This is a genomic window from Pedobacter frigiditerrae (assembly GCF_032678705.1).
In the GTDB taxonomy this organism is placed as follows: domain Bacteria; phylum Bacteroidota; class Bacteroidia; order Sphingobacteriales; family Sphingobacteriaceae; genus Pedobacter; species Pedobacter frigiditerrae_A.
Window position 1 is genome coordinate 783949 of sequence record NZ_JAVTSS010000002.1, and the last position, 15478, is coordinate 799426.

14 protein-coding genes are annotated in these 15478 nt (G+C 35.4%); 6 read left to right on the top strand and 8 right to left on the bottom strand.

Annotated features, from left to right (window positions below; translation table 11 throughout):
* Nucleotides 1-29: 29 nt before the first annotated feature.
* From R2Q59_RS14015 to htpG, 3 genes are all read right to left on the bottom strand, one after another.
* Entirely contained in the window at nucleotides 30-722 is a 693-nt protein-coding gene (locus R2Q59_RS14015) for a DUF4397 domain-containing protein (protein ID WP_316785938.1), read from the bottom strand.
* 97 nt (nucleotides 723-819) lie between these two features.
* A complete protein-coding gene (locus R2Q59_RS14020; protein ID WP_316785939.1) occupies nucleotides 820-2040 on the bottom strand; it encodes a metallophosphoesterase in 1221 nt (406 codons plus the stop codon).
* Nucleotides 2041-2132: 92 nt separating this feature from the next.
* Nucleotides 2133-4019, bottom strand: a complete 1887-nt coding sequence (gene htpG / locus R2Q59_RS14025) for a molecular chaperone HtpG (protein WP_316785940.1) — start codon at nucleotides 4017-4019, stop codon at nucleotides 2133-2135.
* Between the two features lie 241 nt (nucleotides 4020-4260).
* Between htpG and R2Q59_RS14030 the strand changes: the two genes are divergently transcribed.
* From R2Q59_RS14030 to def, 3 genes are all read left to right on the top strand, one after another.
* Nucleotides 4261-4716 carry a hypothetical protein gene (locus R2Q59_RS14030; RefSeq protein WP_316785941.1) on the top strand — a complete coding sequence of 152 codons (456 nt, stop codon included), beginning with the start codon at nucleotides 4261-4263 and terminating at the stop codon, nucleotides 4714-4716.
* The gene (locus R2Q59_RS14035; protein ID WP_316785942.1) at nucleotides 4716-5948 is read left to right on the top strand and encodes a pitrilysin family protein; all 1233 of its coding nucleotides are present in this window, start codon (nucleotides 4716-4718) and stop codon (nucleotides 5946-5948) included. Before R2Q59_RS14030 ends, R2Q59_RS14035 begins: the two co-directional genes overlap by 1 nt.
* 106 nt (nucleotides 5949-6054) lie before the next feature.
* Nucleotides 6055-6612, top strand: a complete 558-nt coding sequence (gene def, locus R2Q59_RS14040) for a peptide deformylase (protein ID WP_316770052.1) — start codon at nucleotides 6055-6057, stop codon at nucleotides 6610-6612.
* A gap of 88 nt (nucleotides 6613-6700) precedes the next feature.
* Here def and R2Q59_RS14045 read toward each other — a convergent pair whose 3' ends face one another.
* Genes R2Q59_RS14045 through R2Q59_RS14055 form a run of 3 tightly spaced genes read right to left on the bottom strand, consistent with a single transcriptional unit; the run spans nucleotide 6701 to nucleotide 8752 of the window.
* Nucleotides 6701-7342 (bottom strand): hypothetical protein, encoded by a 642-nt coding sequence (locus tag R2Q59_RS14045; protein ID WP_316785943.1) that lies wholly within the window; start codon nucleotides 7340-7342, stop codon nucleotides 6701-6703.
* Nucleotides 7343-7395: 53 nt separating this feature from the next.
* On the bottom strand, nucleotides 7396-7641 hold the full coding sequence (locus R2Q59_RS14050) for a NifU family protein (protein WP_316770056.1): 246 nt from the start codon (nucleotides 7639-7641) through the stop codon (nucleotides 7396-7398).
* 34 nt (nucleotides 7642-7675) lie between these two features.
* Complete coding sequence (locus R2Q59_RS14055; protein ID WP_316785944.1) at nucleotides 7676-8752, bottom strand: Mrp/NBP35 family ATP-binding protein; 1077 nt, start codon at nucleotides 8750-8752, stop codon at nucleotides 7676-7678.
* A 119-nt stretch (nucleotides 8753-8871) separates the two neighbouring features.
* Here R2Q59_RS14055 and R2Q59_RS14060 point away from each other — a divergent pair, with 119 nt between their 5' ends.
* The 3 genes from R2Q59_RS14060 (at nucleotide 8872) to R2Q59_RS14070 (ending at nucleotide 12339) form a co-directional block, all read left to right on the top strand.
* Nucleotides 8872-11031 (top strand): biosynthetic peptidoglycan transglycosylase, encoded by a 2160-nt coding sequence (locus tag R2Q59_RS14060; protein ID WP_316785945.1) that lies wholly within the window; start codon nucleotides 8872-8874, stop codon nucleotides 11029-11031.
* A gap of 4 nt (nucleotides 11032-11035) precedes the next feature.
* A complete protein-coding gene (gene hpt, locus R2Q59_RS14065; protein ID WP_316770063.1) occupies nucleotides 11036-11572 on the top strand; it encodes a hypoxanthine phosphoribosyltransferase in 537 nt (178 codons plus the stop codon).
* 107 nt (nucleotides 11573-11679) lie between these two features.
* A complete protein-coding gene (locus tag R2Q59_RS14070) occupies nucleotides 11680-12339 on the top strand; it encodes a phosphatidylserine decarboxylase family protein (protein ID WP_316785946.1) in 660 nt (219 codons plus the stop codon).
* A 725-nt stretch (nucleotides 12340-13064) separates the two neighbouring features.
* Here the strand turns inward: R2Q59_RS14070 and R2Q59_RS14075 are convergent.
* Together R2Q59_RS14075 and R2Q59_RS14080 are read right to left on the bottom strand one after the other, a co-directional pair.
* Nucleotides 13065-14192: a mechanosensitive ion channel family protein gene (locus R2Q59_RS14075; protein ID WP_316770066.1), complete on the bottom strand. Its 1128-nt coding sequence runs from the start codon at nucleotides 14190-14192 to the stop codon at nucleotides 13065-13067.
* 1 nt (nucleotide 14193) lies between these two features.
* Nucleotides 14194-15420, bottom strand: coding sequence for a Glu/Leu/Phe/Val dehydrogenase dimerization domain-containing protein (locus R2Q59_RS14080; RefSeq protein WP_316770068.1), 1227 nt, complete (start codon nucleotides 15418-15420; stop codon nucleotides 14194-14196).
* Nucleotides 15421-15478: the final 58 nt, after the last annotated feature.

Sequence of the window (15478 nt, forward strand, 5' to 3'; positions counted from 1 at the left end):
ACCGTTTATAGATTGGCTCTTTGGATTTGCTATTTGTGTGTAAATATAGCCGCTCCGAATTTAGTAGCATCAGCAGTTGCTTTAAGCCCTTTAGCATAAATGGTATAAACCTTTCCCGCTTCAATTTTAACATCGGCCAAAACAACTTCATTGGCTCCTGTTGTTTTGTTTTTAATGTTAAAAGTTACTTTTTCTGCAGCATCAATAGATTCGAAAGTAGAATATTCTTTGAATGCTTTATTGGTAAATAAATCTGTCGCACTACCTGCAATTGCTAAATTTAAAGCTTCAGCATCAGGACTTAAATTAACAAAACGGATTCTGGCTTTTCCTGTAGCCGGCTGTGTAAAATCATCTTTTAAGAAAAGGAAGTTGATGTTTTCTAATTTATCAATAACAAATAACGAATAGCCTTCTTGTGGCTCAAGCGTAAATTCTTCTGTTTTTAAACTAGTTGTTGTACCAGTTTTTGTCACATCGAATTTTCTTTTGCCAGAATAAGCGTTTAAATAATCCATCTTTGTTCCGAAAGAAAAATCAGCCACGCTTATTTTAGTATTATTTATAAAAACATCTAGTTTTTCTGTTGTTGGTGATGCATGAATTACACTTATCCCAGATATTGCTGGCGGTGTGTAATCATCATTCTTTGAACAAGAAATTAATCCAAGTGAGAGAGCGGTTGCGGCAAGTAAAGCTTTGTAATTAAATGTAAATTTCATAATTAAATTTTAAGGGTGAATAATAGGTTAATGGCCATCAACACTAAGAACCTATACGGAGGCAAAAAGCCAAACGCTACAACACCCCAAAAAATAATTATCCTTTTTTTAATTCTATCACAGTAATTTCTGGCCAAATACCTACTCTGCCAGAAAACCCAATGAAGCCAAAACCACGATTTACATTTAAAAATCTGCCATTTTCTTCCTTAATTCCTGCCCAATGTTTATACCTCAATTTTACCGGACTCCATTTTATGCCAAATGCTTCGATACCAAATTGCATCCCATGGGTATGGCCCGCTAATGTTAAATGGATTTTTGAAGGATTGTTTTTTACTTGGGCTTCCCAGTGTGATGGATCATGAGAAAGCAAAACCTTAAATTCTTCTATTGTAGTTCCTTGTAAAGCTTTTTGCAAATCTCCTCGTTCGCCAAATCCTAAGCCCCAGTTTTCAATTCCGGCTAGAATTATTTTCTGACCGTCCTTATTTATTTCAACGTGTTCATCCAATAATAAACGGAAACCTAAATCTGAATGATATTTTTTAAGCTGCTGTAAATTTCCTCTTTTGATTAAGTCATTATCCCATTTTACATAGTCTCCATAATCGTGGTTACCTAAAACTGAAAATTGTCCGTACTTCGATTTTATTTGAGAGAAATGGCCAATCCACGGCTTAATTTCTTCAGCTTTGTTATTAACTAAATCTCCTGTAAACACAAACAAATCTGATTGTTGCTCATTAATTAAATCAATTCCTTTTTGTACAGCCTTAGGATTGGTAAAACTTCCTGCGTGAACATCAGATATTTGAGTTATCGTGAATCCATCAAAAGCTGATGGTAAATCCTTAAAAGTTAAAGTATGCTTAATTACTCTGTATGCATATTTGCCTTTAATTATTCCGTATAAAAACAATAAAATTGAGACAAAGAAAAGTCCAATTCCAAACTCAATCCAATAGGCATTTCTTGCTGGCATTAAAAAATCACTTTGTTTAATTAGATGAAATAAACCTGCTAAAATTCTAAAAACATCATCCAAAAATAAATTGATGATAAAGATAAGTTCACTTACAAAAAGCATTAAAAAAGCATGGGTTGCAACTTTAAAAAACACTCCCATTCCTCTACTTTGTATGCCCTGAATTGCATAAAGCAATGCAAAAACATTTAGCAGAATAACCGACCAAAATACAGCGGGAACGTAAGATGCTGTTGCCACAACTTGCAAGCCTCCTAACGCGTACCAATTCAGTAAAAGGAAAAGCGCTACAAAAATGCTTACTGGTAATAATTGAAATCTTCTTTTCATTATTTTAAAATTAAAAACCTCGTAGATTTTGAAACCTACGAGGTTTAATTGCTTTTTGAAACCTACAAGTCCCCTTTGGGGATTTAGGGGATTTATATCAACTCAACACTTCTACTCACAAAAGCGGTTAATTCTGCTCCCGTTAACATTCCTTGAGAAAGTAAGGCCAAATCAACTGCTTGTTTAGCAAATTTGCTTTGCTCTTCTTCATCAGCCGATGCTAAAATTTTACTTACCAATTTGTGGTTTCCGTTGATGGCAACTTTGTAGCTATCTGGCATATTTCCGTAGAAACTCATTCCGCCACCCATTTTAGCCATATCTTTCATTCGGCGCATAAACTCATCCATCGTTACTGTAACTGGAGAATCATCAGGACTTAAACCAACAACTTCTACACTGAAATTAGGTTTAACAATTGCCTTTTCGAAAATCTCTTTTACTTTGGTCGATTGCTCTTCGCTTAAAACAGATTCTTGCAATTCGTCTTTTTCAATCAGTTGGTTTGCAACACTAGCATCCACACGTTTCAATTGTGTTTTCTCTAATTTTTGCTCTAAACTGCTCACAAAGTGACTATCAATTGGAGAGTTCATTAACAATACATCGTAACCCTTTTTCTCAGCCGATTGGATAAATCCATCTTGTTTATCTGGGTCAGTTGTATATAAATAAACTACCGTTCCGTTTTTATCAGTTTGTGCTGGAGCTACTTTTTCTTTGTACTCTTCGAAAGTAAAATTCTCACCTTTGGTATTGGTTAGCAAAGCAAAATCTTTTCCTTTATCGTAGAATTTCTCTTCGCTAATCATCCCGTACTTAACGAACAAACCAATATTGCTCCATTTTTCTTCATAAGCTTTACGGTCTTTGTTAAATAATTCAGCCAATTTATCAGCTACTTTTTTAGTGATGTAACTGTTGATTTTTTTAACGTTGCTATCAGCTTGCAAGAAACTTCTAGATACGTTCAATGGAATATCAGGAGAATCAATTACACCGTGTAATAACATCAAAAACTCTGGAACGATATCTTTTACTTCATCAGTAATAAATACCTGGCGACTGAATAATTTGATTTTGTTGCGTTGCATATCAAAATCATCTTTCACTTTAGGGAAGTATAAAACTCCTGTTAAGTTGAAAGGATAATCAACGTTTAGGTGAATCCAGAATAACGGATCTTCTGAGAATGGATATAATTGTTTGTAGAAATCTAAATAATCTGCATCTGACAAATCAGCAGGTGCTTTTGTCCAAATTGGGTTAGTTGTGTTAACGATATTATCAACCTCAACTGATTTGTATTTAGGTTTATCTTCTTCATCAGCACCATCTTCTTCTTGTTCTGTTTTAGTGCCAAACTTAATTGGAACAGGCAAGAATTTAGCGTATTTATCTAAGATTTGTTGAAGTTTGCTTTCGCTTAAAAACTCTTCAGATTCTGCATTGATATGTAAAATGATACTTGTACCACGAGTAGTTCTGCTTCCTTCAGAAATTTCGAAAGATGTACTACCATCACATGTCCATTTTGCTGGCTCAGCACCATCCTGATAAGATAAAGTTTCAATTTCTACTAAATCTGCAACCATAAACGCAGAATAGAAACCTAACCCGAATTTACCGATGATTTCATTTGCGTCTTTAGCATCCTTAAACTTCTCTACAAACTCACTAGCACCCGAGAAAGCAACTTGATTGATGTATTTTTTGATTTCTTCGGCAGTCATACCTAAACCGTTATCGCTAATTGTAATGGTTTTTGCTACTTCGTCTAAACTTACCTCAACTAATGGCTCGCCAACCTCACCATTATACTGACCTAAAGCTCCTAAACGTTTTATTTTTTGAACCGCATCAACTGCGTTAGAAACTAGTTCCCTTAAAAAGATTTCATTATCCGAATACAGGAATTTCTTGATGATTGGGAAAATGTTTTCAGTGTGTATGGAAATACTTCCTTTTTCTGTTGTCATAATTAATTTATAATTTTTTGATTATACCTATGCTTATCAATGGCTGTTCCAAAAGTTTTTATAAGTCAAAATGACAGAGCCGATGGGAGTTATGATGAGTATTCGCCATTACCATCTAAAAACCCGAGCATCGCATTACGATGCCCAGTCAAGCTGAGCATGACGAATTTGACCTAGAGCCGAAAGGAGTTATAAGTTAAGTAAATCAATTTTGATGTATCTTTGTTCTACATTTTAAGTGATGATTGATATTAAACCTTTAAAACTAATTCACGGTTCTTTTTGCTTTAGCATATTTATTTTTGCTGCGGTTGTTTGTTTGCTAAATAAGGACTTGCTAATTTTCGATTTTACTTTGGCGCACCCAGATACAAATACTAACATACTATCTTTTGTTGTGGTTATATTTACTGTTGTGGCAATGAATTTGGGAACTTTTCTATTTAACAGATTCATCAACCAAATAGACCCAACGAGTACCGAGCAAGAAAAATTTGAAAAATATCAAGCTGCTTTTTTAGTTAAATGTGCCTTATTAGAAGCATCGGCAATTTTCAGTATTGTGATGTGTTTAATCACTTATAATTTTTACTTTATCGTTGTTGCGGCTTTCTCATTAATCGCCCTATGGCTAATGAGACCAACTCGAGAAAAGGTTTTTTCCACTTTACAAATTCAAGATACTAACCCGTTTTAATGGAATACAACGTTCATAATCTAAGTAACGGCATTAGGCTGTTGCACGTGCCTTCTGCATCGGCTATATCTCACGCTTGTATCATTATCAATAGTGGCTCTAGAGATGAAGAAGCGGCACAAATGGGCTTGGCTCATTTTATAGAACACTTGATTTTTAAACGCACAGAAAAGAGAAATACCAATCAGATTTTAACAAGACTGGAAAGTGTAGGGGCAGATTTAAATGCTTATACAACCAAAGAATACACTTGCATCCACGCTTCTTTTTTAAACCCATATTTAGATAGAACTTTAGAGCTGTTTAACGATATCGTGTTTCATTCGGTTTTTCCAGAGGATGAAATGGAAAAGGAAAAAGGTGTAATATTAGATGAGATTACTTCTTATTTAGACCAGCCAGAAGAAGCTATTAACGATGATTTTGAAGACCAGCTTTTTGCAGGACATCCCTTTGGTAGAAACATTTTAGGAACGCCTGAAACGGTTAATGCTTTAACACAAAAAGACATTCATAAATTCATTGCGGCAAATTACCGAACAGATGAAATTGTGGTTGCTGTGATTGGAAACTATGCTCTCAACAAATTTGTTAAAGTGGGTTCAAAACATTTTGAATCTGTTCCGGCTAATTTAGCTCCGAAAAATAGAATAGTGCCAGTTCCAAATGCGGCGCAAAACATCGTTGTAAACAAGCAAATTTCACAGGCTCATGTAATGATGGGTACGCAAGCTTATTCCTTACATCATCCTTATAAAGCCGGATTGTTATTATTAAACAATATGCTTGGCGGAACAGGAATGAGTTCCATTTTAAATCTTCAAATAAGAGAAAAATACGGCATTGCTTATACTATAGAATCTAATTATAGTCCGCTAAGTGATACAGGAATTTTTGCGCTTTATTTTGGAACGGACCAAGAAAAACTAGACAAGGCATTTAGCTTAATAAGCAAGGAGTTTAAGAAAATAAAAGCAAATCCTTTAACAGAAATTCAATTACAAAAAGCTAAAAACAAGTTTATTGGGCAAATTGCGTTAGGCGAAGAAAACAGAATTGGGCTAATTATCTCGATGGCGAAAAGCTTAATCGATTACAATAAAATTGATGATTTGGAAACTGTTTTTAACAAGATTAGAGCTGTTACTGTAGCCGATATGGCCAACATTTCTAATGAGATTTTGGATGAAAGTAAGTTGAGCTCGTTGACTTTTTATCCGACGGAAGATTAAAGAGTCCTGCGATTTGAGTATTGCGTATTGAGACTTAATTATCGTTATCACAACAATTTAGCAATAAAGCAATCTAACAATACGTGTATTTTTGTATTTTTGCACGATGAAATTACCAATTGTAGCTTACGGAGACCCAGTTTTAAAGAAAGTTTGTGTTGATATTGATGAAACATATCCTGATTTGCAACAACTAATTAGCAATATGTTCGAAACAATGTACAATGCTAGTGGCGTGGGTTTAGCTGCTCCTCAGATTGGTTTACCTATTCGTTTATTTATTGTAGATACCAAAGGTGATGAAGAAGAAGAAGCTTACAAAAGAGTATTCATCAATGCCCAAATTTTAGAAGAATCTGGCGAGCCTTGGGCTTTTAACGAAGGTTGTTTAAGTATTCCAGAAGTTCGTGAAGACGTAATGCGTAAGCCAGATATCTTAATTAGTTATTTCGATGAAAACTGGAAACAACATAAAGCAAAAGTAACTGGTTTTCCTGCAAGAGTTATTCAACATGAGTACGACCATATTGAGGGCAAACTCTTTACTGATAAACTAAGCTTGTTACGTAAACAACTGTTAAGGGGGAAATTAGATGCAATTTCAAAAGGGAATGTATCTACAGATTACAAAATGCGTTTCCCTAAACAGAACAAGAAAAGATAAGCTTATTTAAGATTTTAGATTGACGAATTACGATTTACAAAGTGTAACTAACAATCGTAAATCAAAAATCGTGCATTGTAAATTAAATCTATTGTTCTTCGCTACGCAACTTATCTCCGTTAAAGATAGTCTGCATTAGTTTACCCCAAGCAAATGGGTTTAGGAGTGGATTAGTCTGACGCATATTTACATTCATCATCCTATCAAAATTATAGCGATAGTTACCATTGCTAATTTCTTGGCCGTCTCTAGGTAAGGTCTTAATCATCCCTCTTAAAGCTTCAGGAGAAACGTTTCGTTTTGCAATTGCCAAATCATCATCAGCCACTTTCATGGAAAGAAAATCTTTTGTAAACTCTTCTACAGTTGCCCAAGGATTAACACGAACTGTTCTTAAATAAACGATTTCGGTTTTTAGCTTAATCATCGCAGTAAACTTACTATCGGCAATAACACTTGGTAAAACAAAGGTTTTGCTTGTAAAGCCTACCGCTGAAAACAATAACGTATCTCCCGGATGGGCAATGAAAGAAAAATAACCTTGGTAGTTAGCGGCGTATTTTTGTTCGTTAAAACTTTGATTGGTAATGGTAACGTATGGCACAACAGAATTGCTGTCAACATCGGTTATGATACCCGAAAATTGAATTAGTTTACCGCTTTTGATTTCGCTTTGCGCAAAAACAACAGCTGTAAAAAACAATAATATGATAGTTAACCTATACTTCATTGTACAAAAATACTTGTAAATGGCTTACTGACTAGTTAAATTTTGTTAAAAACTTAATCTTGCTCTGCTAAATCTACAGCAACAACACTAGTAATTTCTGGTACCGCTTTCATGATAGCTTGTTCAATGCCAGCTTTCATGGTCATGAAACTCATTTTACAACTACCACAGTTACCCAATAATCTTAATTTAACAACGTTGTCCGCCGTAATCTCTTCTATGGCAACATTACCTCCATCAGCAATTAAATAAGGCCTGATGGTTTCTAATGCCTGCTCCACTTGTTCTGTTAAACTCATCTTATATTGATTAAAGTATAAAAATAGTAAATTTTTAGCAATTAGCTGTCTGTACGTTATTTATAGAAATTTGTTGAGCAATTTTTCCTGCAATTTCCTTAAATGCAGCAGCAATCGGACTTTCATTTTCCATAGCTATTGGCTGCCCGTTATCTCCAGCTGATGTAATGCCTTGCACCAAAGGGATTTCCCCTAAAAATGGAACATCATATTTTTCTGCTAATTCTTTTCCTCCGTTTTTGCCAAATATGTAATACTTGTTTTCTGGCAACTCTGCCGGAGTGAAATAAGACATGTTTTCTATCACGCCCAAAACCGGAATATTAATTCCAGGCATTCTGAACATCGCTAACCCTTTTCTGGTATCGGCCAATGCCACTTGTTGAGGTGTGGTAACAATAACGGCCCCTGCAATGGGGAAACTCTGGCTAATGGTAATATGAATATCTCCTGTACCTGGAGGAAGATCTACAATTAAATAATCTAATTCTCCCCAATCTGCATCATTAAACAACTGTTTGATGGCATTTGACGCCATTGGTCCACGCCATGGAACAGGTTGGTCTGGTTCTGCAAAAAACCCTAACGAAAGTAATTTAATCCCATACTTTTCAATAGGTAGAATTAAACTTTTGCCATCTTCTGTTTCTCTAGCGCTAGGTTTTGCACCAATTAAGCCAAACATAATCGGAACAGATGGGCCATAAATATCAGCATCTATTAAGCCAACTTTTGCACCATCTTTAGCTAAAGTTACTGCTAAGTTACTGGCTACGGTAGATTTTCCAACGCCGCCTTTACCAGAAGAAACTAAGATTATATTTTTAATGTCTTTCAACTGAGAAATATCTAATGGTTTAGTTACCCTCGAAGTGATATTGATATTGATTTCTGCATCTGCCAAAACAAAATGTTTAATTGCATTTGTACATGCGTTTTTCAACATCTCCTTCATCGGACAAGCAGGCGTTGTCAGTTCTAGGGTAAATCCTATCGTTTTATCTTCAATTTTAACATCTTTAATCATGTTAAGCGTAACCAAATCTTTCTTTAAATCTGGGTCTTCAACATGGCTCAAAGCCGCTAAAACTTGCTCTTTGGTAATTATCATTCCTCAAAATTAACAAAACATAGGCACAAAAAATTTTCTATCGCCCTTTTTATTGTAATTTTAACGCAGAATAAACATTTGCTATAAGCGTTTGTTTAACAATTAATTCTAAATAGTTTATGCAGTTACCAAAAATTAACATTCCCAAGAAATATTTAAAAATCGGCGCTTGGGTTTTAGGTGTATTCCTGCTTTTATTTCTTTCCGTTGGTGTTTATGCTTATAGCAAAAGAGAAGCTTTATTAAAAAAAATGATGGCTAAGGCTATCGCAAAGGCGGATAAGGATTACGGACTTAAAATTAAAATCGGTTCTGCTGGATTTACGGGATTAAGTGCTGTAAATATGAAAGATATTTCTGTGGTTCCAAAAGACCGAGACACTTTATCTACCATAAACGACATTACGGTTGCTGTAAAATTATTTCCATTATTATTTGGCGATGTTAAATTGTCTGAAATTAATCTTGACCAAGGAAAGTTGAACATTGTCTTAAGAGACTCTATCACAAATATCGACTTCATTTTAAAAAGAAAAAAGAAAGATAGCACCACAACAAAAAGCAAAGTTAATCTTGGTGATTTAGCTAGTGATTTACTAAATGAGGTGTTTTATAAAATTCCTGATGACATGGAAATCAAGAATTTTGTGATGAACCTTAACGATAACGATACAGCATCCTTAAAATTCAAAACCAGTGCAACAATAGATGATGGCAAGTTAACTTCAAACATTGTTGTTAATGACACAACCGTAACTTGGCACGTAAACGGAAAATTAAATCCAGGCAAGAAAAGGCTTAATGTGATGTTTTTTGCTGATGGAACCAAGTTCGAACTACCAAAATATTTAGAACAAAAGCTGCATACCAAATTAAGTTTCGATACGGCAACAACCGAAATGAAAGACGCTGATTACAGTGGCGATGATTATAAAATTTCTGGAGCTTGGTCTATCAAAAATCTAACAATAAATCAAAAAAGGATTTCTTCTGCAGATATTGTTGTGCCCGATGCAAAAATAGATGCAGATGTGCTAATTGGGGAGAATTTCATTTCTTTGGACAGCACATCAACTGTGTTTTTGAAAAATGCATCAGTTCATCCATATTTAAAATATACTTTATCTCCTAACAAGATTTATGAGATGAAGATTAATGCAGAAGAACAAGATGCACAAGCTATTTTCGATGCCTTTCCTGTAGGCTTATTTGAATCTTTAGAAGGTATTAAAGTACAGGGAAAGTTAAAATATAACCTTGATTTTTATTTAGATACCTCAATTCCCGACAGCGTAAAATTCGAATCTACCTTAACGCCTACAAACTTTAAGATTGTTAAATGGGGCAAGAACGATTTGCAAAAAATCAATTCAGATTTCGTTTATACGCCTTATGAATACGGCAAACCAATGCGAGATATTACCATTGGCCCGTCTAATCCGAACTTTACTCGATTAGAAGATATTTCACCAAATTTCAAAAATGCTATTTTAACTTCCGAAGACCCATCATTTTACAGACACAAAGGTTTTGTTGAAGAATCTATTCGAAAATCTATCGCTGTAAATTTTAAAGAAAAACGCTTTAAACGTGGCGGAAGCACCATTTCTATGCAGTTGGTTAAGAATGTTTTCCTAAGTCGCCAAAAAACTTTAGCTCGTAAGGTGGAAGAAATTTTGATAGTTTGGCTAATTGAGAACAACCGCTTAATTAGCAAACAACGTATGCTAGAAGTCTATTTCAATATTATAGAAATGGGGCAAAACGTGTATGGAATTGGTGAGGCTTCACGACATTATTTTGGCAAATCTCCTTCAGAATTATCTGTAGGCGAAGGGATTTTCTTAGCGAACATTGTACCTAAACCAAAGGCTGCAATGTATAAGTTCATGAGCGATGGTAGCTTGAAATCCTATTTATATCCTTGGTTTAACTTTATTGGTAATACGATGGCTAGAAGAGGATTAACGCTATCAGACACAAGTGGCTACGGCTTTTATAATGTGAGGTTGAGAGAAGGTTTAAGGCAATATCTATTGCCAGATTCTGTCGTTATCGACACCAACAAAATTGAGGCCGATGAAGAAGAAATTATGCCTCCAGGCGGAATGCAGGATAAATCCAAAAATCTGTTTGACAGATTGTTTGGTGGTGCTAAAAAAGATACTGTTACCAAAGCCCCAACTAAAACAACTGATACAGTAAAAACAAAAAAACAGCTCCGTCAGGAAAGAAGAGAACAACGCAGAAAAGAAAAAGAAAACGGGGACGAAAGTTAACAACATGAACAAAATTCAAATCAACAATAAGAACTTCGAAATCATGTTAGATAATGACATGATTTGCAAACGAACGCGGTTAATCGGCATCCAGTTAAATGTGGATTTTGAAAACCGTTGCCCTGTTTTTATTGGCGTGTTAAACGGCAGTTTTTTGTTTATGGCCGATTTGCTTAAAGAGATAGATATTGCTTGCGAGGTGGGCTTTATCAAGGTTGCATCTTACCACGGCACAGAAAGTACAGGAAAAATTAAAGAAGCTTTTGGCCTGCCAGAAGATTTGAAAGATAGAGACGTTATTTTAGTGGAGGATATTGTTGATACTGGTTTTACCTTAAAATACATTCTAGAAAAAGTTCATGCACAAAACCCTGCTTCCGTTACTGTTTGTAGCTTATTATTTAAACCAGCTGCACTAAAAGAACCCATTGAAGAATTAAAATATGTTGGCTTCGAAATCCCTAATGAATTTGTGGTTGGTTACGGCTTAGACTATGATGGTTTGGGCAGAAATTTAAAGGATATCTATAGAGCTACCTAGTGATTTAGTCATCGGATGAATATTTTCATCCAGCTTATATTCATCCGATGACTATAAGAATATGATATTTTTTTCCGAATTTTGCGGCATACAAAAAACTGAAAACAATGACCATACATAAAGAAGGCTACACTAGCCTCGCACTTACCGTTTTATTTATCATGTTGCTTAATGCATTTGTAGATTACAAATTCGCAGACGTGGTTTGGTTGCGTTGGTTTATCTATATTTTATCCTTCGCTTTATTTATTATTGTTTTACAGTTTTTTAGAAATCCTTCTCGGACATTTACATCAGGCGAAAACTTGGTTATTTGCCCAGCAGATGGTAAAGTTGTAGTAATTGAAGAAACTGAAGAAGGTGAATACTTTAAGGACAAACGCCTGCAGGTATCTATTTTCATGTCACCTGTAAATGTGCATATTAACCGTAACCCAATTTCTGGTGTAGTTAAGTTTTTCAAATATCATCCTGGTAAATATTTAGCTGCTTGGAACCCAAAATCGAGCACCGAAAATGAGCGCACCACTACTGTTGTAGAGCATGCAAACGGTACACCCGTATTGTTCAGACAAATTGCTGGAGCATTAGCTCGTAGAATTGTTTGGTACATTAAAGAAGGCGACCAAGTGGTACAGACAGAACAGTTTGGCTTTATTAAATTTGGTTCTAGGGTTGATATTTTCTTGCCAATCGGCACTAAAGTTAACTTACAATTAGACCAAGTTGTTAAAGGCGGAATTACCATTTTAGCAGAGTTAGGCTAATAAAGTTCGTCATTGCGAGCCTCTGTTTTTCACAGGGCGAAGCCTGCCTGCGGTAGGCAGGCAATCTCATTCGTGGATTTTTTTTAGAAAAACAATAGTCAGTAATTCTTGGCTATTGCAGTCCCGCTTTACGTTCCAAGTTTTTTTGGGGGTTCATCAAAGTCATCCGATGAATATATGGCAAAACAAAAAAGCTTTCCACTTCAATCGGGTTTATATTACAAAGTTAGTGGGTCTTGGCGGGTTTCAGCTTTAAATAGTTTCAAAGCATTTCGTTAAAATCTAATAAATTACGTCATTGAGAGGAGGAACGACGTGGCAATCTGCTAAGAGCGATAGGATAAATAGAATTCCAAACCTTGCCCGCAAAAGCAGATTGCTTCGGGCGATGAAAAATCGACCCTCGCAATGACGCCTAATTTAGAAATGCCTGCAGATCTTGGCGGGTTGCAGCCCTAAATAGTAGCACAAACCTCAGTTCTCTAAACGGGATTGTTGCGGTATCCTTTTTTTATTGTCATCCTGAGCGTAGTCGAAGGAAGATAAAAAAAGATTTAGCATATAGCCCGACGAACGTTAAGCTAAGCGCTGGATTTGCTTTTCAAATCTAAAAAAATATCGTCAGTCTGATTATGTTATGAACAGAGCGAAGCCTGTAATCTCAAGATTAATTCTTCTCAGAGATTCTTCGCTGTGCTCTGAATGACAAAAATTCTACCTTATTTCTAAGACTTCTTCTCGCCAACAGTTCTTTGCGTAGGATAGGCGAATTCTGAACCGTTTTTGCCTACAATTTCAATGATTTTGAAATTAACCTCTTCTTTAATTTTAAGGTAATTATTGTACTCGATATTTTCTACCAAATACAAAATCTGAATGTTTAATGCAGAATCTGCGAAACTATCGAACGTAACAGATGTATCTGTTATTTGTGTGTTTTGCGCTAAAAAAGAACCAATTTCAGCAATGATTTTCTTAATCATTTCAGAATCTGTTTCGTAAGTAATGCCTATGTTAAATTTAACCCTTCGGAAATTTCTACGCGTCATGTTTTCTAAAACGCCATCTATCATTGCTCGGTTTGGGATGATGATAGTTGTTTTATCTGTACTGCGCAAAACCGTGCTCCTGAAGCCAACCTTTTCAATTGTTCCTTCAACTCCATCAACCTTAACTAAATCGCCAACAGTAAAAGGCTTATCTATGAAAATTGTAAACGACGCAATTAAATTTTCTAAGGTTTCCTTTGCGGCCAAGGCAATAGCAATACCGCCAATACCCAAACCAGTTATTAAGCTTAGTGCATTAACTTCGAATACATAACCCAATAAAACAAAAAACCCAATAAAGTAAATAACAAACTTAAATAGCTCCTTTAAAAAAGGAACCAATTGGTCGTCTGCCTTATTCTCAGATTTGATGGCCTTGTAAGTAAATACGTGTGCTACAAAATCTATTATCCTTAAAATAATCCAGAAAAAAGAAAGGATAATAAGGAACAAAAACGTCTTATCTAACAATTCACCGAGCGTAAATGGCTGTAATATTTTAACGTTATTTACCTGCTTGTTGAAGTGAAACACCACAACTTCTAGCGGGTGTTTTAATTGATTAATCGCTAAATATAAAGTAGCAAGCGTTATAAAAAACTCAAAAGGCTTTAATAATAAAGCAATGAATGTGTCTATTTTAACTTCCTCGGCAAATTTTTTGAACAGTCTAAAAAGAAGCTGACTTAATCTTCTAGAAACGAATCTTTTTAAGATAAGGCCTAGTAAAATAATGCCTCCAAACAAGCAATATGCTTTTACGGTGTTGCCCCAAATTACCTGTTCAAAAAATTGATTATCCATTTTATACTAATTGTTTCAACGCAATTTCAAATGCGGTGCTTGATAAATTTGTTCTTTTATTTGAAGTATTATAAACCGCTTGTAATGCATTGTGAATGATGTTAGACGCATCAGAGAAAATTGCATCGTCGCTCATTTCTACGTTGCGTTGCATTAAATAAGCAAAAACCCTAGCCATACCACAGTTTGCAATAAAATCTGGAATAACTGCCACATGATTATCAGTGTGCTCCATGATACTGCCAAAGAATATCTCTTTGTCGGCAAAAGGAACATTAGCGCCACAAGCAATTACTTCTAAACCCGCAGCAATCATTTTATCTACTTCGGCTTGTTGCACCAATCTAGATGAAGCTGCTGGCACAAAAATCTCAGCACCTACATTCCAAATTTGTTCGCTAGCTTCTGCAAAAGGAATTAAATTATCAGCAACCAATGTATTATTAACACGGTTATTGAACAATGTTTTAATTTCTTGCTCAGTAAACCCTTCTGGTTTAATTAATCCACCAACACGGTCAATAATGCCGACAATTTTAACGCCTTGTTGCGCCAAGTAATATCCTGCAGCTGCAGCAACATTACCCCAACCTTGGATAATCGCTTTTTTTCCTGCAATTTCTCCGCCCCAAATATTATAATAATGTCTTATCGATTCAGAAACACCGTAACCCGTAATCATATCGGCTACTTTATATTTTCTCTTAATATCTGGTGTATAATCTAAATCTTCCAATACTTTAGAAACGCCATAACGTAATTGGCCAATTTGGTGAATACGTTCGTTTTCTCTAGCTTGATAATGGCCACTAATTACGCCTTCTTGTGGATGCCACAAACCATAACTTTCTGTTATGGGAATAACCTCGTGTATTTCGTCTATGTTTAAATCTCCACCAGTACCATAATAACTTTTTAACAAAGGCATTACAGCTTTGTACCAACGCTCTAGCACTTCTTTTTTACGAGGGTCGGCTGGGTCGAAGTTAATACCAGATTTTGCACCACCTATTGGTGGACCAGAAACGGTAAACTTTACTTCCATTGTTTTGGCTAACGATTCAACTTCGCGTTTATCCAACCCTTTTCTCATTCTTGTTCCGCCACCTGCAGCACCGCCACGCAACGAATTGATAACAACCCATCCTTCTGCCTCAGATTCTTTGTCTTTCCATTCAAAAACAATCTCTGGCTGTTTTTCTTCGTATTTTTTTAATAAGTCTTTCATTACATTTTCTATTTGGTGGCGCAAAGATAAAACAAAAAAACCTCCACGAAACTAATCG

Coding starts and splice junctions, on each gene's coding strand:
- R2Q59_RS14070 (WP_316785946.1), top strand. CDS start 11,680: ATGACCATACATAAAGAAGGCTACACTAGCCTCGCACTTACCGTTTTA.
- htpG (WP_316785940.1), bottom strand. CDS start 4,019: ATGACAACAGAAAAAGGAAGTATTTCCATACACACTGAAAACATTTTC.
- R2Q59_RS14045 (WP_316785943.1), bottom strand. CDS start 7,342: ATGAAGTATAGGTTAACTATCATATTATTGTTTTTTACAGCTGTTGTT.
- R2Q59_RS14020 (WP_316785939.1), bottom strand. CDS start 2,040: ATGAAAAGAAGATTTCAATTATTACCAGTAAGCATTTTTGTAGCGCTT.
- def (WP_316770052.1), top strand. CDS start 6,055: ATGAAATTACCAATTGTAGCTTACGGAGACCCAGTTTTAAAGAAAGTT.
- R2Q59_RS14075 (WP_316770066.1), bottom strand. CDS start 14,192: ATGGATAATCAATTTTTTGAACAGGTAATTTGGGGCAACACCGTAAAA.
- R2Q59_RS14050 (WP_316770056.1), bottom strand. CDS start 7,641: ATGAGTTTAACAGAACAAGTGGAGCAGGCATTAGAAACCATCAGGCCT.
- R2Q59_RS14055 (WP_316785944.1), bottom strand. CDS start 8,752: ATGATAATTACCAAAGAGCAAGTTTTAGCGGCTTTGAGCCATGTTGAA.
- R2Q59_RS14015 (WP_316785938.1), bottom strand. CDS start 722: ATGAAATTTACATTTAATTACAAAGCTTTACTTGCCGCAACCGCTCTC.
- R2Q59_RS14080 (WP_316770068.1), bottom strand. CDS start 15,420: ATGAAAGACTTATTAAAAAAATACGAAGAAAAACAGCCAGAGATTGTT.
- R2Q59_RS14060 (WP_316785945.1), top strand. CDS start 8,872: ATGCAGTTACCAAAAATTAACATTCCCAAGAAATATTTAAAAATCGGC.
- R2Q59_RS14030 (WP_316785941.1), top strand. CDS start 4,261: ATGATTGATATTAAACCTTTAAAACTAATTCACGGTTCTTTTTGCTTT.
- R2Q59_RS14035 (WP_316785942.1), top strand. CDS start 4,716: ATGGAATACAACGTTCATAATCTAAGTAACGGCATTAGGCTGTTGCAC.
- hpt (WP_316770063.1), top strand. CDS start 11,036: ATGAACAAAATTCAAATCAACAATAAGAACTTCGAAATCATGTTAGAT.